20 protein-coding genes are annotated in these 22,483 nt (G+C 61.0%); 8 read left to right on the top strand and 12 right to left on the bottom strand.

From position 1 onward, the window contains the following. Positions 1–95: 95 nt before the first annotated feature. Complete coding sequence (locus tag CLH61_RS13005; protein ID WP_099615178.1) at positions 96–2,390, top strand: molybdopterin oxidoreductase family protein; 2,295 nt, start codon at positions 96–98, stop codon at positions 2,388–2,390. A 22-nt stretch (positions 2,391–2,412) separates the two neighbouring features. Then, positions 2,413–2,868, top strand: a complete 456-nt coding sequence (locus CLH61_RS13000; RefSeq protein WP_099615231.1) for a DUF2489 domain-containing protein — start codon at positions 2,413–2,415, stop codon at positions 2,866–2,868. A 334-nt stretch (positions 2,869–3,202) separates the two neighbouring features. Here the strand turns inward: CLH61_RS13000 and recG are convergent, their stop codons facing one another. Next, positions 3,203–5,278, bottom strand: coding sequence for an ATP-dependent DNA helicase RecG (gene recG, locus CLH61_RS12995; RefSeq protein ID WP_099615177.1), 2,076 nt, complete (start codon positions 5,276–5,278; stop codon positions 3,203–3,205). 7 nt (positions 5,279–5,285) lie between these two features. After that, positions 5,286–6,248, bottom strand: a complete 963-nt coding sequence (locus CLH61_RS12990; RefSeq protein ID WP_099615176.1) for a hydrogen peroxide-inducible genes activator — start codon at positions 6,246–6,248, stop codon at positions 5,286–5,288. A gap of 60 nt (positions 6,249–6,308) precedes the next feature. Here CLH61_RS12990 and CLH61_RS12985 point away from each other — a divergent pair, with 60 nt between their 5' ends. Next, positions 6,309–7,199 (top strand): NAD-dependent epimerase/dehydratase family protein, encoded by an 891-nt coding sequence (locus tag CLH61_RS12985; protein WP_099615175.1) that lies wholly within the window; start codon positions 6,309–6,311, stop codon positions 7,197–7,199. Positions 7,200–7,292: 93 nt separating this feature from the next. Here the strand turns inward: CLH61_RS12985 and CLH61_RS12980 are convergent, their stop codons facing one another. From CLH61_RS12980 to CLH61_RS12960, 5 genes are all read right to left on the bottom strand, one after another. Continuing rightward, entirely contained in the window at positions 7,293–7,679 is a 387-nt protein-coding gene (locus CLH61_RS12980; protein WP_099615174.1) for a RidA family protein, read from the bottom strand. Positions 7,680–7,781: 102 nt separating this feature from the next. Next, complete coding sequence (locus tag CLH61_RS12975) at positions 7,782–9,938, bottom strand: RelA/SpoT family protein (RefSeq protein ID WP_099615173.1); 2,157 nt, start codon at positions 9,936–9,938, stop codon at positions 7,782–7,784. A gap of 141 nt (positions 9,939–10,079) precedes the next feature. Next, positions 10,080–10,292, bottom strand: coding sequence for a DNA-directed RNA polymerase subunit omega (rpoZ, locus tag CLH61_RS12970; RefSeq protein ID WP_099615172.1), 213 nt, complete (start codon positions 10,290–10,292; stop codon positions 10,080–10,082). Between the two features lie 146 nt (positions 10,293–10,438). After that, positions 10,439–11,071, bottom strand: coding sequence for a guanylate kinase (gmk, locus tag CLH61_RS12965; protein ID WP_099615171.1), 633 nt, complete (start codon positions 11,069–11,071; stop codon positions 10,439–10,441). 119 nt (positions 11,072–11,190) lie between these two features. Further along, complete coding sequence (locus CLH61_RS12960; RefSeq protein WP_099615170.1) at positions 11,191–12,057, bottom strand: YicC/YloC family endoribonuclease; 867 nt, start codon at positions 12,055–12,057, stop codon at positions 11,191–11,193. Between the two features lie 191 nt (positions 12,058–12,248). Between CLH61_RS12960 and rph the strand changes: the two genes are divergently transcribed. Then, entirely contained in the window at positions 12,249–12,965 is a 717-nt protein-coding gene (gene rph / locus CLH61_RS12955) for a ribonuclease PH (RefSeq protein ID WP_099615169.1), read from the top strand. 66 nt (positions 12,966–13,031) lie between these two features. Here rph and CLH61_RS12950 read toward each other — a convergent pair whose 3' ends face one another. Next, positions 13,032–13,838, bottom strand: a complete 807-nt coding sequence (locus CLH61_RS12950) for an exodeoxyribonuclease III (RefSeq protein ID WP_099615168.1) — start codon at positions 13,836–13,838, stop codon at positions 13,032–13,034. 81 nt (positions 13,839–13,919) lie between these two features. Between CLH61_RS12950 and pyrE the strand changes: the two genes are divergently transcribed. Together pyrE and CLH61_RS12940 are read left to right on the top strand one after the other, a co-directional pair. After that, entirely contained in the window at positions 13,920–14,558 is a 639-nt protein-coding gene (gene pyrE / locus CLH61_RS12945; RefSeq protein ID WP_099615167.1) for an orotate phosphoribosyltransferase, read from the top strand. A 91-nt stretch (positions 14,559–14,649) separates the two neighbouring features. Further along, on the top strand, positions 14,650–15,318 hold the full coding sequence (locus tag CLH61_RS12940; protein ID WP_099615166.1) for a DUF4124 domain-containing protein: 669 nt from the start codon (positions 14,650–14,652) through the stop codon (positions 15,316–15,318). A 78-nt stretch (positions 15,319–15,396) separates the two neighbouring features. On the opposite strand, the gene CLH61_RS12935 is transcribed toward CLH61_RS12940, so the two are convergent. Further along, on the bottom strand, positions 15,397–15,810 hold the full coding sequence (locus tag CLH61_RS12935) for a hypothetical protein (RefSeq protein WP_099615165.1): 414 nt from the start codon (positions 15,808–15,810) through the stop codon (positions 15,397–15,399). 146 nt (positions 15,811–15,956) lie between these two features. Next, positions 15,957–16,286, bottom strand: coding sequence for a DUF2782 domain-containing protein (locus CLH61_RS12930; RefSeq protein ID WP_099615230.1), 330 nt, complete (start codon positions 16,284–16,286; stop codon positions 15,957–15,959). Positions 16,287–16,399: 113 nt separating this feature from the next. Here CLH61_RS12930 and polA point away from each other — a divergent pair, with 113 nt between their 5' ends. Both polA and CLH61_RS12920 read left to right on the top strand, forming a co-directional pair. Then, positions 16,400–19,117, top strand: coding sequence for a DNA polymerase I (gene polA, locus CLH61_RS12925; protein ID WP_099615164.1), 2,718 nt, complete (start codon positions 16,400–16,402; stop codon positions 19,115–19,117). Between the two features lie 314 nt (positions 19,118–19,431). Then, positions 19,432–19,800: a hypothetical protein gene (locus tag CLH61_RS12920; protein WP_099615163.1), complete on the top strand. Its 369-nt coding sequence runs from the start codon at positions 19,432–19,434 to the stop codon at positions 19,798–19,800. Between the two features lie 39 nt (positions 19,801–19,839). On the opposite strand, the gene CLH61_RS12915 is transcribed toward CLH61_RS12920, so the two are convergent. Both CLH61_RS12915 and CLH61_RS12910 read right to left on the bottom strand, forming a co-directional pair. Continuing rightward, the gene (locus CLH61_RS12915) at positions 19,840–21,225 is read right to left on the bottom strand and encodes an OmpP1/FadL family transporter (protein WP_099615162.1); all 1,386 of its coding nucleotides are present in this window, start codon (positions 21,223–21,225) and stop codon (positions 19,840–19,842) included. A 134-nt stretch (positions 21,226–21,359) separates the two neighbouring features. Beyond that, positions 21,360–22,481: a PilT/PilU family type 4a pilus ATPase gene (locus CLH61_RS12910; protein WP_099615161.1), complete on the bottom strand. Its 1,122-nt coding sequence runs from the start codon at positions 22,479–22,481 to the stop codon at positions 21,360–21,362. Positions 22,482–22,483 lie beyond the last annotated feature (2 nt).

The raw sequence follows: 22,483 nt of genomic DNA, 5'->3' as shown, positions 1-22,483 counted from the left end.
TCTGCCAAGGAGGTGTTTTCCCCAACCCGATGAATCCTGCTAATCTGGTTGCCTGATGAAACCGGCCGGACCGGCCACGACGACGGAGAGAATCCATGGAAAACGGCACCCATTACCGCACCTGCCACCTGTGTGAAGCCATGTGTGGCGTTGCCATTGAGGTAAAGGATGGCCGGATTGCCTCCATCAAGGGCGATGCCAATGACCCTTTCAGCCGCGGTCACATCTGCCCCAAGGCCACCGCTCTGCAGGACCTTCATGAAGACCCGGAACGGCTACGCAAACCCCTGCGGCGCACCGCAGAAGGCTGGCAGGAAATGGAATGGGACGATGCCTTCGAACTGGTGGCCGACCGTCTGCACCGGGTACGAAAGGAGCATGGCCGCAACAGTATCGGCGTCTATCTGGGTAACCCCAACGTTCATAACCACGGAGCCCTGATTACCACCTTGCCGTTCCTGCGGGCGATTGGCAGCCAGAACCGTTTCTCCGCCACTTCCAACGACCAGCTGCCCCACATGCTGGCTAGCCTGGAAATGTTCGGCCACCAGGTCCTGTTTCCAATTCCGGATATTGACCACACCGACCTGTTTGTCTGCATTGGCGCAAACCCCATGGCCTCCAACGGCAGCCTGATGACCGTGCCGGACTTCCGCGGCCGGCTCAAGGCGCTGCAGGCACGGGGCGGCAAACTGGTGGTCATCGACCCGCGCCGGACCGAAACCGGCAAGCTGGCCGACGAGTTCCACTTTATCCGCCCAGGCAGCGACGCCTTGCTGCTGCTGGCCATGGTCCACACCTTGTTTGACGAGGACCTGGTGGATGCAGGCCACGCCGAGCAGTGGACGAAGGATATCGACCTCGTGCGCCTCGCCGCCCTGCCCTTCAGCCCGGCCGCGGTGAGCGCCCACACCGGCATCGCAGCCAGTGCCATCCGCGACCTGGCCCGCCAGCTGGCAGGTACCCGCAAAGCCGCACTATACGGCCGCATGGGCACCAGCACCCAGGCCCACGGCGGCGTTGCCACCTGGCTGATCTATGTGATCAACATCCTCACCGGCAAACTCGATGTGCCCGGCGGCATGATGTTCACCCAACCGGCGATCGACCTGGTCGCTCTCGGTGCACTGTCCGGCCAGCAGGGCCACTTCGGCAAGCGCTTCAGCCGGGTGCGCAAGCTACCGGAATTTGCCGGCGAATATCCGGCCAGCACCATGGCGGACGAAATGCTCACCCCCGGTGACGGCCAGATCCGTGCCTTTGTCACCGTGGCCGGCAATCCGGTGCTGTCCAGCCCCAACGGTGGACGCCTGGACCAGGCACTGTCGGGTCTCGATTTCATGGTGTCGGTGGATTACTACCTGAACGAGACTACCCGCCATGCCGATGTGATCCTGCCGCCCACCGCGGCCCTCGAGCGCAGCCACTATGACCTGATCTTCAGTATGTTCGCGGTACGGAACACGGCAAAGTTCAGCGATGCGCTGTTTACGCCGGAGGACGACAGTCGCCATGACTGGCAGATCCTGCTGGAGCTGGCACACCGGCTCGAGCAACGCCGCAATGGCGGTCGCCTGCCCCTGCGCAAGGAGCTCGGTTGGCGGGCCTTCAAACAGCTGGGGCCGGACCCGATCCTTGACCTGTTGTTGCGCAGCGGCCCCTACGGCAGCGATGTCGGCAAGCTGCGCGGGCTCGCCCAGCCTTTGACCGACCTGGTGCTGGACATCCTTCCGGAACGCCATCCGCTGCGCGGACTCGCCCGCCTCAGCCCGCTGAACCGGCACTGGCGGGATCTTCCCAAGGGCCTGTCCCTCAGCAACCTGCGACACCTTCCCCACGGCGTGGACCTCGGCCCGCTGCAGCCGGCGCTGCCGGAGCGGCTGTATACCCGCGACGGCATGATCAACCTGGCGCCCCGCCGCTATCTGCAGGATCTGCAACGGCTCCACGCCCTGCTGGCGAGCGGACCCGCCGACAACCTTCTGCTGATCGGCCGCCGCCACATTCGCAGCAACAATTCGTGGCTGCATAACAGTCGCCGGCTGGTCAAAGGCAAGGACCGCTGTACCCTGATGATCCATCCCAAGGATGCCACCCGTGTCGGGCTGCAGGCCGGGGACTGCGCCGAGGTTACCGGCGCCGCCGGCCAGGTAGTGCTGCCGGTGGAAATCACCGAAGACCTGATGCCCGGCGTGGTGTCGATTCCCCACGGCTGGGGTCATCAGCGTGAGGGTACCCGTCAGTCGGTGGCGTCCCGCCACGCCGGTGCCAGCATCAACGATGTGCTCGGCGACCAGGAGATTGATCCGCTGGCAGGTACCTCCGTACTCAACGGGCAGCCGGTGCGTGTTAAAGTATGGCGCACCGAACGCACCCGCAAACAGGCCTGACCTGCTATCGATGGAGGAAATTATGTCCCAGTGGTTGCAGTGGACGCTGATTGTTGCCGGGCTGGTTGCCATTACCGTGCTGGTTACGGTGATCCGACGCCACTGGCACACCCTGCAGACCCACAAGCGGCACCAGGCCAGGGCTCGGCAATTTCAGCAGGAGCGTCGCGCCAGCATGGTCGAAAGCATCCGCGTGCTTGCCCTGGCCATCGAGGAAGATCAGGTGGAATACTCCGAAGCCTGCCTGCGCATCAAGGGCCTGCTCGATCACCTGGCACCGGAACTGCTCGAGGAATCCCCGTTCCGCGTGTTCCGTGAGGTGCATGAACGCATTCAGCACATGCCGACCCATCGCGCCCGGCAAGCCACCGATAACCGCTTTATCCGCAAGATGGATAAGGAACGGCGGGAAGTGGAAAGCGAACATGCCGACGCCATTCGCCGGGCCGCCACCGCCATTCGCCTCCACCGCTTCTGATCCGGCGTCGAATCTGCGTGAACCCAACCGCGCGCGACACTTTTGTAAATTTTTGTAACGGGGCGTCCCGCCGGGCAAATTAAATCGCGTTGTAAATCAATTCGTTCTGCAACGGGTTAGCCGACCACTGTCCTGCCGGCAAAATCCTTTGCAACAGCAACCTTTTCTTTCCCGCGGCTTTGGCTAAATTTAAATCAGGCCGTCATTTGATTCGGACCTGATGACAGCCCAATCGTTGTTTTCTCCTGACACCCTGAGCGATTCCCGGGAAAGATCTGCAACAAGCGGGTGAGCCTGCCGGCCTTCGGGCCGGCTTTTTTGGGTTCGGTGGCCGTCAAACATCCCCGTAACGGGTCCGCTCGCCCAGCCAGCGGCGCACCAGGCCCTCCACACAGGCACGGTCTTTCAACAGCGCGGGCGCCATCTCCCGAACCGGCTCGATCCAGCCCTTGTCGCGCTCGAAATCCGCCAGCCGAAATTGCATCATGCCGGTCTGCCGGGTACCGAGAACTTCCCCCGGACCGCGGATTTCCAGGTCCTTTTCCGCAATAAAAAAGCCGTCCTGACTTTCCCGCAGCGCCTGCAGGCGGGCCTTGCCGTTGAGGGACAACGGCGGGTGATACATCAGCACACAATAACTGGCTTCCTCACCCCGCCCCACCCGGCCCCGCAACTGGTGAAGCTGGGCCAGGCCCAGCCGTTCCGGGTTCTCAATGATGATCAGTGAGGCATTGGGAACATCCACCCCCACTTCGATCACCGTTGTTGCCACCAGCAGGTCCAGCTCGCCGCGTTTGAAACTGTCCATCACCGCCGCCTTCTCAGCTGCCTTCAGGCGACCATGAACCAGGCCCACCCGCAATCCCGGCAAACGTTCCAGCAGGGACTGTGCGGTCACTTCTGCCGCCTGGCACTGCAAGGCTTCGGACTCCTCGATGAGCGTACAGACCCAGTAGGCCTGGCGACCGGCCTCGCAGGCACTGCGCACCCGCTCAATCACATCGTCGCGGCGACTGTCCGGAATGGCGATGGTTTCGATGGGCTTGCGGCCGGGGGGCAACTCGTCAATCACCGAGGTGTCCAGGTCGGCGTAGGCACTCATAGCCAGTGTCCGCGGGATCGGCGTGGCCGTCATGATCAGCTGATGCGGTGCCAGCCGGCCCTCCACGCCTTTCTCCCGGAGTGCCAGCCGCTGGTGCACGCCAAACCGGTGTTGCTCGTCCACGATCACCAGTGCCAGTCTCTGGAAATGCACATCGTCCTGGAACAGCGCATGGGTACCGATGACAACTGAGGCCTGCCCGGACGCGACCCGTTCCAGCGCCCCGGCCCGGGACCGACCCTTGACCTTGCCGGACAGCCAGGCCAGTTCGACGCCCAGCGGTTCCAGCCAATTGCGAAAGTTCTGGAAATGCTGCTCCGCCAGAATCTCGGTCGGCGCCATCAGTGCCACCTGGCCACCTGCCGAGATGGCCTGGATGGCCGCCATGGCAGCAACCACTGTCTTGCCGGAGCCCACGTCGCCCTGCACCAGTCGCAACATCGGTAACGGCTGACTGAGATCCTGGCGGATCTCCGCCAGGACATGGCCCTGGGCACCGGTCAGCCGGAAAGGCAGACTGTCCAGGAAACTCTCCGCCAGCTCACCGGTCGGCAACAGCGGCAGCGCCTCCCGGGCCTGAATCTGCTCCCGCACCTGCAACAGGCTGAGCTGGTGGGCCAGCAATTCCTCCATGACCAGCCGCTGCTGCGCCGGATGGCGGCCCTCCATCAGCAAAGTCACCGATGCGCTGGCCGGTGGTGAGTGTACCAGTGCCACTGCCTCGGTGATTGCCGGTAACTGGTAGTCCGCCAAAAGGGTAGGCGGCAGCCAGTCGCGAATCGGATACCGCTTCAGATAGCCCAGTGCCTGCTGGCACAGACTGCGCACCCGCGGCTGCTGGATGCCTTCGGTGAGCGGGTAAACGGGGGTCAGGGTGGCTTCGCCTGTCGCCGGCATCGGCGGAGGATTCACCTGGTACTCGGGATGATAGAACTCGTAGCCGGCCCGCCCGGGCCGGACCTCGCCGTAGCAACGAACCCGGACTCCCTCCGCCAGCTGATTCTTCTGGGCGGCATTGAAATGGAAAAACCGCAGCACCAGGAAGCCACTGCTGTCCCGCAAGGTGACCTGCAGGCTGCGACGCCGGCCCATCACCAGGTCGGTTTTGACCACTTCCCCTTCTGCTACCCCGACATCCCCCACCCGCAGGCTGCCCATGGGGATAATCCGGGTACGGTCTTCGTAGCGGTGCGGAAGATGGAACAGCAAGTCCTGCAGGGAATGAATGCCCAGTTTGGCGAGGGTACCGGCAAGCGCATGGCCAACCCCTTTGAGGGTGGTAACCGGGATATCTTCCAGGGCCGTCATGGGGTACTCAGGCCCCGGCAACAGCCGGCGTGTCCCTGCTGGCCTTTTCGATCACCCGACACTGGCTGGCTGCCAGCGAAAGGACATCGATGGCCTTCGGCCGGGGGAAGGTCACCCGCCAGGCCAGCGCAACGGTGCGGAAGGGTACCGGCGGCGCAAACGGCCGGACTGCCAGGATGTCCTGGTGATACTGCATGCTGGTAGCCGCCGACAACGGCAATACCGTAATACCCAGCCCCGACGCCACCATGTGACGGATGGTTTCCAGTGAACTGCCCTCCGTTACCAGGGCAGGCCCGCTGGTGTTGTTACCGGCATGCTGGGTCACCGCCTCCACCAGCGGTGGGCAGGACTCCAGCACCTGGTCGCGGAAGCAATGGCCGGGGCCCAGCAACAACAGCTGCTCCCGGGCAATTTCCTCGGCGGTCAGGCTGTCCTTTGCCGCCAGTGGATGGCCCGCTGGCAGCAGCACCACGAACGGCTCATCGTAAAGCGGCAGTGTCACCACTTCCGGCTCCTCGAACGGCAGGGCGATAATGATGGCATCGAGTTCCGACTGACGCAGCTTCTGGCGCAGGCTCGCAGTATAATTTTCTTCAATGTACAGCGGCATTTCCGGCGCGGCACGGCGCAATTCCGGCAACAGGTGGGGAAACAGGTAAGGCCCGATGGTGTAGATGGCGCCCACTTTCAGCGGCGAATTCAGCTGGTTCTTTCCGTCCTGGGCCATGTCTTTGATGACCCCCACCTGATCCAGCACCCGCTGGGCCTGCTCGATGATACGCTGGCCGGTTTCTGTCACCCGGATGCTGCTCTTGCTGCGCTCGAACAGCGGAATACCCAGCTCGTCCTCCAGTTTCTTTACCGCGACACTGAGAGTAGGCTGGCTGACGTGACAACGTTCTGCAGCACGGCCAAAATGCTTTTCCCGGGCCAGGGTAACGACGTAACGTAACTCGGTGAGGGTCATGGTGAGCTCCGGTCAGCGTTTACTAATTTATGAGCTAAAGCATAAGGATTGAAATTGTCTATGGCAATCACTGCAAACCCCCAACCGCCAGAAAACCGCCCCCGCATTCTTGTCGCCGGTTGCGGTGCCCTGGGTGGCGCCATCGCCAGCGCCCTGCTGCCGGCCGCCGACGTGTTCGGCCTGCGCCGAAATCCCGACCGGGTGCCACCCGGCGTTCACGGCATCGGCGCCGATCTGCGCCAGCCTGACCAGCTGCGGGATACCCTGCCCGCCGACCTCGACATCATTATCTACTGCCTGACGCCGTCCAGCTATGACGTGCAGGGTTACCGCGATGCTTACGTGGCGGGACTGCAGAACCTGCTTGCGGCGCTGCACGGCAAGCCAACCACCCGCCTGCTGTTTATCAGCAGTACCAGCGTTTACCACCAGGACGATGACAGCTGGGTGGACGAGCTCAGCCCGACCCGACCGGTGAAGTTCAGCGGCCAGCAGATCCTGGCAGGGGAACAGCTGGCCCTGAACAGCGGCATCCCTGCAACGATCGTACGATTCAGCGGAATTTACGGACCGACCCGCAGGCGCTTCCTCGACGCGGTACGCCGCGGCGAAATGAACCCGGCCAGTCCCGGCCCCTACAGCAACCGGATTCACGAGGCCGACGCAGTCGCCGCGGTGGCGCACCTTACCGAACGAGCCCTGGACGGCAGGCCGCTGGACAATTGCTATGTTGTCAGCGACTGCGAACCGGTGCGGCTCGACGAAGTGGTGGAGTGGGTTCGCCAGCAGGTGCCTTGCAGTGCCCCGGCCGCCGGCGCCCGCACTGCAGGGCGGGCCGGCAGCAAGCAATGCCGGAACCGGCGCCTGCTGGATACCGGGTTCCGCTTCCGCTATCCGGATTACCGGGCGGGCTACGGCGAGATGATCCGCCGGCAAAGCGGACCGGCTTAAGCCATTCACCAGGAACAACCCGCCAGGAACAACCGTCATCAACAACAAGGGGCGCCAGTGGCGCCCCTTGTTGTTACGAGGTAACCGGGGAACTCAGCTGAGTACCATCACCGCTTCCATCTCCACGGGCACGCCCTTGGGCAGCTCCGCCACGCCAACTGCCGCGCGGGCCGGGTAGGGCTCCTGGAAATAGGTCGCCATCACTTCGTTGACGGTGGCAAAGTTGGCCAGGTCCGTCATATAGATGTTGAGTTTGACGATGTCTTTCAGATCACCACCGGCAGCCTCACACACCGCTTTGAGGTTCTCGAAGACCTGGCGTGTCTTGGCGGCGAAATCTCCGGCAACCACTTCCATGGTTTCCGGCACCAGAGGGATCTGGCCTGACAGGTAAACGGTGTCGCCGGCCTTTACAGCCTGGGAATAGGTACCGATGGCCTGGGGTGCTTTATCGGTCTGGATTACGGATTTGTTGGTCATGACCTTCCGGGTCCTCTCTTTGGTAACGGTAATATCCGCACGGGGAAAACCGCAATCGTCACCCCTCGCCGGCAGCTGTGTCAACCAGACCTGCGGCCAGCCTCAGTGCCGGACCCGGCTGATATTGGTAACCGCACGGATATTTTTGATGCGCCGCATAACCCGGGCCAGGTGACGACGGCCGTTAACATGGATGACCAGGCTGACAATGCCCAGGCGGGCGTTCTGTTCTTCCACGCTGATACGTTCGATGTTGCCGTCCGCCATGGCGACGGCATTGGCCACCTCGGCAATGACACCGCGCTGGCGTTCCAGTTCGACTCGCAGCTCCACAGAGAACTCGTCGGTGATGTCCTTGGCCCACTTAAGGTGGGTAAGCCGGGCGCGCGCCTCGTCCCCTTCCGGTAGTCTCGAGCAGGTATCGCTGTGGATCACCATACCCTTGCCGGAATCCATCACCCCGACCACCGGATCTCCGGGAATCGGCTTGCAGCAGCTGGCAAACCGGACCACCAATCCTTCGGTACCGCGAATTGTGACCGGCGCCCGCGACCCTGCGTCCGCCTGGGGCTGGTCCTGGTCCGCTTCCTCCAGCACACCTTCTCCGGACATCGCCAGTTGACGGGCCACCAGGTAAGCCATGCGATTACCAAGGCCAATTTCGCTGAGCAGGTCGTCAAAGCTCTGCACCTGGTTGTGGCGTACCACGGCGGCCACCTGTTCGTCGGCGATGAGGGACAGCTTGAAACCAAAACCGTTGAGTGACTTTTTCAGCAACGTCTTGCCCAGTTCAATGGATTCGGTGCGCTTCTGATGTTTCAGGACATGACGGATGCTGCTGCGAGCCTTGCCGGTCACCACGAAACTGAGCCACGCCGGATTGGGGCGGGCACCGGGTGCGGTAATCACTTCCACCGTCTGGCCACTCTGCAGCGGCTGGCTCAGCGAACCGAGATTGCGATTGATCCGGCACGCCACACAGGCATTACCGATATCGGTGTGGATCGCGTAGGCAAAATCGATCGGCGTTGCACCTCGGGGCAGCTCCATGATCTTACCCTTGGGGGTAAACACGTAGATCTCATCGGGGAACAGGTCGACCTTGACGTGCTCGATAAACTCCAGGGAGTCATCGGCACGCTCGCGCATTTCCATCAGCCCCTGAACCCAGCGATCGACCCGTTTCTGGTGCACCGTGAGCGTATCTGACGACTCGTTCTTGTACATCCAGTGCGCCGCGATACCGTTATTGGCGATGTGCTCCATTTCCTCGGTACGGATCTGGATCTCAATGTTTACGTGCATACCGAACAAGGTGGTGTGCAGCGACTGGTAGCCATTGGCCTTGGGCATCGCAATGTAGTCCTTGAAGCGACCCGGCAGCGGCTTGTAGAGACTGTGAACCGCACCGAGGATGCGGTAGCAGTCGTCCTCGGTGTCGGTAATGATGCGGAAGGCGTAGACATCCATGATTTCATGGAAGGATTTCTGTTTGAACTTCATCTTGTTATAGATGCTGTTCAGATGTTTCTCGCGCCCGATGATCCGCCCCGGAAGCCCTCGCTCCTCCAGCTTGTCTTCCAGCCTGGAGCGGATTTCCTCAATGATCTGCTGGTGGCTGCCCCGAAGCTTGCTGACCGCCTGGGAGATGTAGCGGGAGCGCATCGGGTAAAGGGACGAGAACCCCAGATCTTCCAGCTCGGTAAAGATCGAGTGCATACCCAGCCGGTTGGCAATCGGGGCGTAGATATCCAGGGTCTCGGTGGCAATCCGCAGGCGTTTCTCATAGGGCATCGGCCCCAGGGTGCGCATGTTGTGCAGACGGTCCGCCAGTTTCACCAGAATGACGCGGATATCCCGGGCCATGGCGAGGGTCATCTTCTGGAAGTTCTCTGCCTGCGCTTCGGCACGGGACCGGAATTCGATCTGGGTCAGTTTGCTGACGCCATCCACCAGTTCAGCAACGTCCTCACCAAACTGGTCTGCCAGGGCATCCTTGGGGATGCCGGTATCCTCGATGACGTCATGGAGCATGGCAGCCATCAGGCTCTGGTGGTCCAGTTTCAGCTCGGCAAGAATCCGTGCCACCGCCAGGGGGTGGGTAATGTAGTGGTCGCCGCTGCGACGCATCTGGCCTTCATGGGCTTGCTCGGCGTAATAGTAGGCCCTGCGCACCTGGTTGATGCGACTGGTATCCAGATAAGTGCTGAGCTCTTCTGCCAGCCCTTCCACTGTTTCCGCCGTAGCCTCTGCCGACACCGCGCCTCCGCAGACAGTCTGTGAAATTGAGGGACAAAAAAACCCGAATGCAAGCATTCGGGTCCTTCCGATGTCCTGTACAGTTACACTATAAAACCGTCAGGACAGATTTCAATGCCTCAGCCGGCACTGAATCGGTTTTTACTCATCATCATCCTGAGTCAGCAGACTGCGAGTGATCTTGCCTTCGGCAATTTCACGCAGAGCAATAACCGTAGGCTTGTCATTTTCTTCCGGCACCAGCGGCTCGTAACCCTTGGTGGCAATCTGGCGTGCACGCTTGGTGGCCAGCATGACCAGCTGAAACCGGTTGTCCACGTTCTCCAGGCAATCTTCAACGGTAACTCGTGCCATAACTTCCCCGACTGTAATGATCAAATAGCTTGAGGCGCGCCCGCCAGCCTTGCGTCGGTGAAACGCAGCCGGCCAGCAGGCGCAGAAATCAGCAGACCGCACAGTTTACTGTGATCGGCTCAATTTGTATACAACTAAACGCCTGATCAGGCCCGCTGGGAGAGCCGGGCAAGCAGGTCTCCGTAACGGACCTGCTGCGCCTCCATTCGCAACCGGTGACTGCGGGCAATGGCCAACAAATCCTGCAGCGCTACCTGGAAATCGTCGTTGACCACCAGGTAATCAAACTCAACCGCATGACGACACTCTTCCTCGGCCTCGGACAACCGGCGCTCCACCACATCAGGGGCATCGGTACCCCGACCGACCAGGCGCTCGCGCAGCACACCGGCGGACGGCGGCACAATAAAGATACTGACACACTCGGGGATCAGCCGGCGCACCTGCGCGGCGCCCTGCCAGTCAATCTCAAGAATTACATCCTGCCCTTTGCCCAGGGTCTCGCGTACCCACACCTGGGAGGTACCGTAGTAATTACCAAAGACATCGGCATGCTCGAGAAAGTCACCCCGGGCGATCATGGCCTCGAATTCCTCACGGCTGACGAAGTGATAATTCATCCCATCCTGCTCGCCGTCCCGCATCGGCCGGGTGGTGTGGGAAACCGACACACCCAGCCGGGAATCCGTCCGGAGCATCTCCGCCACAAGGCTGGTCTTACCTGCACCCGAGGGTGCGGAAATAACAAACAGAGTGCCCTGCTCACCGGCGTGGTTCATGACTTGCTGACTCCCGAAAGCGGTTAAACACCGGCACCGCCGGCGACAAAGCGGGAAATTATACGGGGTTTGACCTATGTCCGCATCCCGCACCCTGCGGGACGCTAATCAGGTCCGGCTTATTCCAGGTTCTGCACCTGCTCGCGCATCTGTTCGATGAGCACCTTGAGGTCCACCGCCACTTTCGTCACCCGGGCATCAATACTCTTGCTGCTCAGGGTATTGGCCTCGCGGTTCAGCTCCTGCATCAGGAAATCCAGGCGACGGCCGATCGCCTCATCGCTTTGCAGGGTATCCCGGACCTCGTGGATGTGGGTCTGCAGGCGATCCAGTTCCTCCGCCACATCGCTCTTCTGCGCCAGCATCACCATCTCCTGGGCAATGCGATCACTGTCAAGCTCCACCCTGGCCTTCTCGAAGCGTTCCCGCAGCGCATGTTCCTGGGCTGTCAGCAATTCCGGCATCCGCGTGCGGACCTCTTCAACCCCGTGGGCCATGGCCTCGAGGCGATCCTCAAACAGCGGGCGCAAACGCTCGCCCTCCCGCTCACGGACAATCACAAGCTCCTCCAGGGTGCGGCGAAACAGCTCATTGGCAGCTTCCCGGGCCGGACCGTAGTCCTGCTCTGCCACGGATAACACGCCGGGCCAGCGCAGGACATCCAGCGCGTTGATGTGCGCGGGGTTATCCAGCAAGCGATTGATGTGGTTTGCGGCGTCGTTGACTGCGCGGGCCATCTCATCACTGATCTCGAACCGGGCATCGGCGCCCTCCCTTGCCTGCAGGCGCATGGCAACGTCCACCTTGCCTCGCTTGAGCTGTTGGCGAAGGGTTTCACGGAAGCTGTTCTCCAGCTCTCGCAGGGCCTCGGGCAGGCGGAAGGATGGCTCCAGGTAACGGTGATTCACGGTACGGATCTCGCAGGTCAACGTTCCCCAGTCATCCTGGGTGTCCTGGCGGGCAAAGGCGGTCATGCTCCGGATCATTTCAGCTCCCCAATCGAGGCTTGGTGACAAAGACCTACAGTTTAGCAGGCACCCGCCCCCGGCGGCGAACCCGACCAAAGCCTCGCCGGGGCATCCCCGGACAAGCCGCCGACCATGCTATACTCCGCCCTCACTTCATACTTTCGGCCGGGACCATTCCCGGACACTCACCACAGACACCAGGACCTTTTATGCGACCCAGCGGAAGAACTCCGGAACAACCGAGAGATATCCGAATTACCCGCCATTACACCCGTCACGCCGAGGGTTCCGTACTGATCGAGTTCGGCGACACCAAGGTCATCTGCACCGCTTCGGTGGAAAACAAGGTGCCGCCATTCCTGCGCGGCGAAGGCAAAGGCTGGATTACCGCAGAATACGGCATGTTGCCGCGCTCCACCGGCAGTCGCATGGGGCGGGAAGCCGCCCGTGGCAAGCAGGGCGGCCGTACCGTCGAAATCCAGCGCCTGATCGGCCGTTCGCTGCGGGCCGCGGTGGACCTGAGCGCCCTTGGCGAGCACACCATTACGGTGGATTGTGACGTCATCCAGGCCGATGGTGGCACCCGGACCGCCGCCATCACCGGCGGCTGCGTCGCGCTGGTGGATGCCCTGAACCATCTGGTCGCGGAAAAACGCCTGAAGAAATCACCGCTGAAGCAGATGGTTGCCGCAGTGTCAGTGGGTGTCTACAAGGGAACTCCGGTGGTGGACCTGGACTACCCGGAAGACTCCGAGGCCGAGACGGACATGAACGTGATCATGACGGATCAGGGTGGCTTCATTGAGATTCAGGGCACCGCCGAAGGTGCGCCGTTCGTCCAGGAGGAGCTGGACAGCATGCTGACACTGGCCAGGCAGGGCATTACGAGACTGTTCGAGATCCAGCAGGAAGCGCTGTCAGCCTGACCCGCGGATTCTAGAGCGTGTCCGGCAACCGACCGGCTCCGGACACGCTTATTTCACTGCAGATTATCAGAAGCCGATTTCGATGTCGTAATCCATCACTACCGGCGCATGATCGGAAAACCGGGTGCCATCGTCGATCCAGCCATCAAGAATGGTCTTGCGGATGCCAGGCGTCAGCAACTGGTAATCAACGCGAATACCCGCATTCTTGCGCCAGCCTTCGGCCCACTCCGGCCACCAGGTGAACTGATTGCTTTGCTTGTTGATCTCGCGGAAGGCGTCGATGCAACCCATCTCGTCGAACAGCCGGTCGAGCCACGCACGCTCGTGGGGCAGAAAACCGGATACGTCCAGCTTGTGGTAGCGGGAACTGGCGTCAGTAACGTGGTGTGCGGTTTGCAGGTTGGCGCAGAAGATGAACTGGCGGCGCTTGCGCAGGGTTTTCTGCATGTGCAGGCCAAACGCCTCCATAAAGTCATCTTTATGGTCCAGCGCGGTCAGGTCATTATCACCGATGGGATCGTCTTCCTTGCCCAGGGCACAGGGCGCAAGGACACACGCAACACTGACCTTGTCGAAATCGGCCTGGATGAATCGACCTTCACGATCCGCCTGCTCATTGGCAAATCCGTACATGATGGCTTTCGGGAAATGACGGGTGTAGATACCGACACCGCCGTCCTCGTTCTTTTCGCCGTCAATAAAATAGGCTTCGTAGCCTTTGGGGATGAGATTGTAATCTTCGATCTCATAGGCGCGCATGCGGTGATCCTGGACACAGACCACGTCGGCATCCTGCGCGGCCAGCCAGTCAAAAAAGCCCTTTTCAACGGCCTGAGCCAGGCCATTGACGCTGATTGATACTACCCGCATACATGTTCCCTGATTCGGTTTGAGTGTATGATACCGTTTTTACGCGCTTTTGAAAGAACCGGACCCGCCAGAAACCTTGCCATGCACGACTATCAGCACGATTTTATCGAATTTGCCATCAGCCGGAACGTCCTTCGTTTTGGCGAGTTCACCCTGAAATCCGGTCGCACCAGCCCGTATTTTTTCAATGCCGGGCTGTTCAATACCGGTGACGACCTGGTGCAGCTCAGCCGCGCCTACGCCTCAGCACTCCGGCGCAGCGGCCTGAATTATGACATCATTTTCGGCCCCGCCTATAAGGGCATTCCCTTGGCCACCGCCACCGCGATGGCCCTTGCGGAAACCGGCGACAGCCGCCCCTTTGCCTTCAACCGCAAGGAAAAGAAGGATCATGGCGAGGGCGGCAACATTGTCGGCGCCGCCCTGCAGGGCAAGGTGCTGATTGTCGATGATGTCATCACCGCAGGCACCGCCATTCGCGAATCCATCGAACTGATCCGCGCCGCCGGCGCCGAACCTGCCGGCGTCCTCATTGCGCTGGACCGCCAGGAACGGGGCAACGGCGAGTTGTCTGCGATACAGGAAGTCGAGGCGGAGTTCGGCATTCCCGTGGTCAGCATCATCCAGCTCAACCAGGTACTGGACTACCTCAAGTCCCAGCCGGGCTTTGACGAGCATGCCCGCAAAGTCGCCGACTACCGGTCAACCTACGGAATCTGAGGCCTGTGAAACCGGGCATGGAACTGGCAGCCGGTTTTGCTATGCTAGCCAGGTCATTTGCCCGCTTTAACCGGAGTAAGCTGTAGACGCCATGAAACGCCTGACCCGACTTCCCGTAGCTGCTGCGATTACAGCCCTGATGCTGGCCGCTGCAACAGCCGAAGCCCAGATGTACCGCTATAAGGACGACAATGGCCGGACCGTGATCAGTAACACCGTCCCCCACGAGGCGTCCAAACGCGGTTACGACATTCTCAACAGCAAGGGCCGGGTTGTGGACACCGTTCCCCCTGCCCCCAGTGCCGAAGAAATCGCTGCCAGAAAAGCCGAAAAGGCGCGGGAAGAAGCCGCCCTGCGTCAGCGCGAGCAGGATGAACTGCTACTGAAGCGCTACAGTCACCCCGATGACGCGGTCCGGGCAATGCACCGCAAGATCCAGGAAATGCAGAGCCTGAACCAGCTCAAGCAGGGCAATATCACCCTGGTGACCAGCCAGCTCAACAATGAACAGAGCCGGGCCGCAGACCTCGAACGTTCCGGACGCGAGATTCCGGAACCCACCCGCAAGAAAATAGACCGGTTGCAGAACCAGATCCAGGATATTGAAGCGGAAATCGAGACGCAGAACCAGGCCATCGAAAACCTGAAAGCGGAGTTCGTCGGGGATATCGAGCGCCTTGAAATGGTTACCGGCAAAAAGCGCACCCTGCCACTGGAAAAACCCCAGGCCGAAAACAGCGACCAGCAGAGCCAGGACTGATCCCGCAACGCGCGCTAACCGGCCGAAAAAAAGCCCCGGCAGTGTGCCGGGGCTTTTGGTTTCAGCAAGTGACGCCCATCAGGCCGTCGTCGCCTTCTTGGCAGCAGGCTTGCGGGCAGTGCTCTTGCGGGCTGCCGGCTTCTTCTCGGCGACAAGACCCTTGGCGTCCTGCGCAGCCTCGGCAACCTCTTCAGCAACCTCGGAAACCGCATCCGCACCTTCGGCCGCTTCCTTCTCGATTTTCGCCACCAGATCGGCAGCAAAATTACCGAAACGGCTGTTCAGAGTGCGCAGCTGCTCGAACAGGCTGTCGCTATAACCGTTGTAACGCTTGCGCAGGTTCTTGACGCTGTATTCACGGGCCTCGGCTTCCAGCTTCTCGGCATACTCGAACGGCTTGGCCGCCAGTTTCTTCTGCTGCTCTTCCGCTGCATTGATGCCCTTGTCGACGATTTCCTGCAGTTGTTCCTGATAGGTTTTGAGCTTACCCATGATAACTCTCCTGATCCTGACTGATGGATGACAAACACATCCGCAATTGGCCGGCACATCCATGCCGGAGCTCTAAGACAGGCTCAGGTTACGACTAAAAATTAGAGTGTTCATACTAAAAGCCGGCAGCCCGGCGGGAGCCCGGGCTACCAGCGGAAAATGACCCAGCTCGGGATCAGGGTCTGCGACTGGTCCTCCCGGATCCAGCCGCCTTCGGCAGGCACCAGGTAATAAGAGGGACCGACCGCGGGTACCACCTTGATCTCAACCAGCTCACCGTTGACCCGGTACTCATAGAACACCTCGTTGTCGCCCGGGCGAATGATAATCTGGGGGGCATCCGGCGATGACTGGTAGTCAGAAATCACTACCGGCTCTTTCGGTGTTTCAACAACAATTGGCGGCTCCGACTGCTGGGCAGCAGCCGTCAGTGGCAGGACACACAACAGCAGGGGCAGACCGGGGAATCGTTTCATTTTCATGTTACTCTTCAGGGCATTGAACAACGCAACCACCGTGCGCGTGCGCTTTGCTAAAGAGTTGCACATGCGCCGACAGGCTTCAATCTATATATCGGACCCGATTTGATATGAGTCAGCAGCAGACCCCGCCGGTCGTCCTTGTGGACGGTTCCTCCTACCTGTTCCGGGCATATCATGCCCTTCCCCCGCTGACGACCAGCAAGAACCAGCCGACCGGAGCGATCAAGGGGGTCATCAGCATGCTGCGGCGGCTGGAACAGGATTTTCCCGGCTCGAAAGTGGTGGTGGTCTTCGATGCCAAAGGCAAAACCTTTCGTCACGCCATGTTCGCCGAATACAAGGCCAACCGGCCACCGATGCCGGAAGACCTGGCCAGCCAGATCCAGCCGATCCATGACATTGTCCGTGCCATGGGGCTGCCGCTGCTGATCATTCCGGAGGTGGAGGCGGACGATGTCATTGGCACCCTGGCCCATGAGGCCACCCGCAAGGGCATCGACGTCGTCATTTCCACCGGTGACAAGGACATGGCCCAGCTGGTGAGCGACCATGTCACCCTGATCAATACCATGACCGAAACACGAATGGATCGCGACGGCGTGGTGGAAAAGTTCGGAGTTACCCCGGATCAGATCATCGACTACCTGGCCCTGGTGGGTGACAAGGTGGACAACATCCCCGGCGTCACCAAATGCGGCCCCAAGACAGCGGTGAAGTGGCTGGAGGAACACCACAACCTCGATACCATCATGGCCCGTGCCGATGAGGTGAAAGGCAAGATCGGCGAATACCTGCGGGAGGCCCTGGATACCCTGCCGCTCTCCCGCGAGCTGGCCACCATCAAGACCGATGTCGAGCTGGACTTCAGCCTCGAAGACCTGCCGCTGCCTCACCAGGACGACACCCGGCTGCTCGACCTGTTCCGCGAGTATGAATTCCGCTCCTGGATCAATGAGCTCGAGAGCAAGGACGACGCGGCCACCCCGGATGCGCCGCAAGCCGACGCACCGGCCGACAAACGCTACAGCATTATCACCAGCCAGGCCGAACTGGACCGCTGGCTGGAACGGCTCGCCAAGGCGCCGCTGTTTGCCTTCGACACAGAGACCACCAGCCTGCGTTATATGGACGCCGAAATAGTGGGGGTGTCGTTCGCCATTGAACCGGGCGAGGCCGCGTACCTTCCTCTGGCCCACGATTACATGGGGGCGCCGGACCAGCTCGACCGGGACCAGGCACTTGCCCAACTGAAACCGTTGCTGGAAGACCCGGACAAGGCCAAGCTCGGCCAGAACCTGAAATATGACAAGAACGTACTCGCCAACCATGGCATCCACCTGGAAGGCATTGCCGAAGACACCATGCTGGAGTCATACGTGCTGAACTCCGTGGCCACCCGCCATGACATGGACAGCCTGGCACGGGAATACCTTGGCGAGAGCACCATCACCTTCGAGTCCATTGCCGGCAAGGGCGCCAAACAGCTCACCTTCAACCAGATCGAACTGGACAAGGCCGGGCCCTATGCCGCGGAAGATGCCGACATCACCCTGCGCCTGCATCAGGTCCTGCGCCCGAAACTGGCAGAGACCGGCCGCCTGAAGTCCGTCTATGAGGAGATCGACCTGCCGCTGGTGCCCGTACTGTCCCGCATGGAGCAACGGGGAGCGATGGTAAGCGCCAGCACCCTGCGCCAGCACAGCCAGGAGCTGGCCGAGCGCATGGCCGAGCTGGAGCAGGAGGCCCACGAGGTCGCCGGTGAGAAATTCAACCTTGGCTCCACCAAGCAGCTGCAAGCCATTTTCTACGACAAGCTGGGCCTGCCGGTTATCAAGAAAACCCCCAAGGGCGCCCCGTCCACCGCCGAACCGGTCCTCCAGGAGCTGGCCCACGAGCACGAACTGCCCCGCCTGCTGCTGGAGCACCGCAGCCTGAGCAAGCTCAAGTCCACCTACACCGATACCCTGCCGGAGCTGATCCATCACCGCACCGGGCGCATCCACACCTCCTATCACCAGGCGGTCACCGCCACCGGACGGCTGTCCTCCTCCGAGCCGAACCTGCAGAATATTCCGATCCGTACCGAGCAGGGTCGGCGCATCCGCCAGGCCTTCATTGCGCCCGCAGGCTACAAGTTGGTGGCGGCGGATTACTCGCAGATCGAACTGCGGATCATGGCCCACCTGTCGGGCGATCCCGGGTTACTGACCGCGTTTGCCAACGGCGAGGACATCCATAAGGCCACCGCTGCCGAAGTGTTTGGCGTTGCCCTTGACGCAGTGACCAGCGACCAGCGCCGCAGCGCCAAGGCCATCAACTTTGGACTGATCTACGGCATGTCCGCCTTCGGCCTGGCCCGCCAGCTGGATGTAGCCCGCGGCGTCGCTCAGGAATACATCGACCGCTATTTCGACCGCTACCCGGGCGTGCTGAAATACATGGACAACATCCGCAAGCAGGCCCACGACGACGGCTTTGTGGAAACCCTGTTTGGCCGTCGCCTCTACCTGCCGGAGATCAATGCCCGCAACAAGCAGCTGCAGCAGGCCGCCGAACGGACCGCCATCAACGCCCCGATGCAGGGCACCGCCGCAGACATCATCAAGCGGGCGATGCTGGAGGTGGAAAACTGGCTGCTGACCGAGCATCCGGAGACCGCACGGATGATCATGCAGGTCCACGACGAACTGATCCTGGAGGTCCGCGAGGATGTTCTCGAGCCCATCCGCGACGGCCTGGTCAAACGGATGTCCGCAGCAGCCTCCCTTGACGTTCCGCTGCTGGTGGAAGCCGGCGTGGGCAACAACTGGGACGAGGCACACTGACAACCCGCCCTGCTGCAATCACCCGCCGGATACCAGGGTTCCGGCGGGCCTTGCGGCCAGGCGGGCTAACGCCTCACACCTGAGCGCCATAACGGGGCGCCGCTTTTCGGTAACGCACTGAAAAAAAGCACTTCCCAGCGTCTTCAGCCACGCGACAACCGTTTTTGCCGCCGCCGACGGGGCAAACCGTACCCTCGGCGCAACTTACCGGCAAACCGGCACGGAATTCGCTTTAGAAAGCATGTCTGACGCACACCCGGACCTGTATCCGGGGCCGCGCCCTGTTGTGACACTCCATTCCGAGGCTCGCTACCATGACTTTTCTGGCATCCGAACGCAGTTGGTTACTGGATCCAGGTTTGCTGAAACTGGTCCATCAATGTCGCCGGCTGATTCATTCCGAATTCGGCGTCAAACTCCATCTCACCGAAGAGCATCTGGAGCAGCAGCTGGCGGACTACGCCAGGAAAACCCGCTCAAGCCACCTGACCCGAACCTGGGAAACCCTCAGGGCGCAGGTGCCCCAGCTCAACATCGAGGAAGGTGACGGCCACCAGCGCACCTACCGCGGGCAGGTTATCGCCGATGACGGGACAGGGATTGCGGGAGAACGGGAAACAGCGGCAGATGAGAGCCGGCCCCGGAAGAAAAAAGTCATCTACCGGGGCCGGGAAGTCGGCTGACCCGCGATTGCAGGCCCGCCCTTTTCAGTCACAACAGGGTCAGAAGGCCTTGCTGACCTGGACCGAGGCACTCCAGGCGCTCAGGTCATAGGTTGCCTGATAGTTGGCCGCACTGACCGGTGCCCCGGTCGGGTCCTCGTGGCTATATTCCCGGTCATCCACTTCGGCGTCATCCGAGAAGATCAGGGTGCCGACCGCAACATCCACCGCCCAGCCCGAGCCGGCATCTTTCCATTGAGTGCCGAGGGTCAGCCAGTGACGGTCCTCGGAAGGAATGCGGGCGGTAACGTTGCTTTCGTTCACCGGCGACTCATCAAACGCATACCCGGCCTTGAACGCCCAGGCCGGCGTTGCCTGCCAGATGGCGCCGAAGTTGAACTGCCAGGTGTTTTCCCACTGCTCGGTAATGTGAGTGATGACGGCACCGGTAAACGGCGCACCAGCCACCTCACCGCCAACCTCGCGACTCACGATATCCAGCTCCTCAAAGCGACTCCACTTGGCGTAAGTGGCCCCTGCCAGCAGGGTAATGTCATCATTGAACCGGTGACGCGCACCGAAGCTGACACTCTCCGGAATGGCCAGTGGCACCCTGACTTTTTCGGTCAGGGTCGTAGTCTGGGCAAAGGTCGGCGGGACCGGCACATTCGATACTTCCAGATCGCCCTTCAGCTCCAGCTCGGTTCCGGTCTGCGCGCTGAGGCCAAACTGGGTCTTGTCGGAAAGCTCGTACAGGAAACCGAAGCGGACCGTCATGCCGACATCGTCGCCTTCCACATCGGCGTAGGGTTCATCCAGCACCAGCGCCGCGGCACCGGCCTGGTCGCTGAGATCCTGGTACCGGGTCAGCCGCCCTTCTGCATAGATCACGTTGAGACCGAGCCCCATGGACAGCCCCTGGCCGTTATTCACGGCGATGGCCGGCGTAAAGGCGATGGCAGTCAACTCGGTCTTGTCGGCAAAGAACCGACCGGCAAACTCATTGTCGTAATCTGCGGCGAGGCCGTAGGGGGCATGAATACCGAAGCCGATATCCACATGCTCACTGAGCTCTTTCGTCACATAGAGGTTAGGCAGCACGGCCGGATCAGCAATATCTCCACCATTGCTGGACGGCTGAACCGGAACCGCGGGATTGTTGCGGGTCGTCGAGATGCTTTCGGCCTTCGCCTCGGCATCGATATCCAGCACCGCCGCACCAAACGAGAGGTTGGTACCGGACAACTGGCTCATGCCGGCCGGGTTAAACAGCACCGTGGTGGCGTTTTCAGGGTTGGCGGCAGCGCCGGCGTTGGCCACACCCATGGCGGACGCACTCTGTTCGTTGAGGGCAAAGCCTCCGGCGAAAACGCTGGCGGGCGCCGTGATGGCCGCCAGCGCAGCGAGGCGAATGGCAAGGCTGAGACGGGAGGGATTGTTGTGCATGGTATCTCCTTGTTAAGTCGGCGCGGAGTATACGCAGCACAGGCCAACGGCCTCAAATGCCATCCCTACAGATTCAGGACACTAATCGTTTTAGACTAAAGTCGTAAGCATCCGACCTAGTTCGGTCACCTTATTCAATCACCCTGGATCGACAGCTTGTCGACCGTGGACGACAGCTTGTCCGAGCCTGGCGCATCCGCACCGAGCTTGATCATCAGTCGCAGGTCGTTGGCAGAGTCCGCGTGGGCCAATGCATCCTCATAGGTGATCGCACCTTCCGAATACAGCCGGTAGAGGGCCTGGTCAAAGGTCTGCATGCCGGCTTCGCCAGACTTGGCCATCAGCTCCTTGAGCTTGTGGACCTCGGCCTTGCGGATCAGGTCGGCCACCAGCGGCGTATTGATCAGAACTTCGATAACGGCCCGCCGCCCCTTGCCATCCGGGGTCGGGATCAGTTGCTGGGCCACGATGGCCCGCAGGTTGAGGGACAGGTCCATCCAGATCTGGTTGTGCTGTTCCGGCGGGAAGAACTGGATAATCCGGTCCAGCGCCTGGTTCGCGTTGTTGGCGTGCAGGGTCGCCAGGCACAGGTGGCCGGTTTCAGCGAACTGCACCGCATACTCCATGGTCTGGCGGGTCCGTACCTCACCAATCAGAATAACGTCCGGCGCCTGTCGCAGGGTGTTCTTCAGGGCCACCTCAAAGCTCTCGGTATCGATGCCCACTTCCCGCTGGGTGACAATGCAACCCTGGTGCTGGTGGACAAATTCGATGGGATCCTCAATGGAAATGATATGACCACGACTGTTGCGGTTACGGTACCCCAGCATCGCGGCCAGCGAGGTGGACTTACCGGTGCCGGTCGCGCCGACAAACATGATCAGTCCGCGCTTGGTCATCGCCAGGTCCTTGACGATGTCGGGCAGCGACAGGTCGTCAATTTGCGGAATCTTGATCTCGATTCGCCGCAGCACCATGCCGCAGAGGTTGCGCTGGAAAAAAGCACTGACCCGGAAGCGGCCAATACCGCGGGCACTGATGGCGAAGTTGCACTCGTGGGAGGCTTCGAACTCGGCCCGCTGCTTGTCGTTCATCGAGCCGTAGACAAACTCCCGGGTCTGCTCCGGCGTCAGGGCATTCTTGGTGACCGGAAGCACCTTGCCGTTCACCTTCATGCTCGGCGGCACCCCTGCGGTGATAAACAGGTCCGAACCACCTTTCTCGACCATCAGCCGTAACAGCTTTTCAAATTCCATTG

The organism is Marinobacter profundi, assembly GCF_002744715.1.
Lineage (GTDB): Bacteria > Pseudomonadota > Gammaproteobacteria > Pseudomonadales > Oleiphilaceae > Marinobacter > Marinobacter profundi.
Note: the sequence above shows the minus strand (reverse complement) of the source record. Positions and strands in the feature narration are given on the sequence as shown.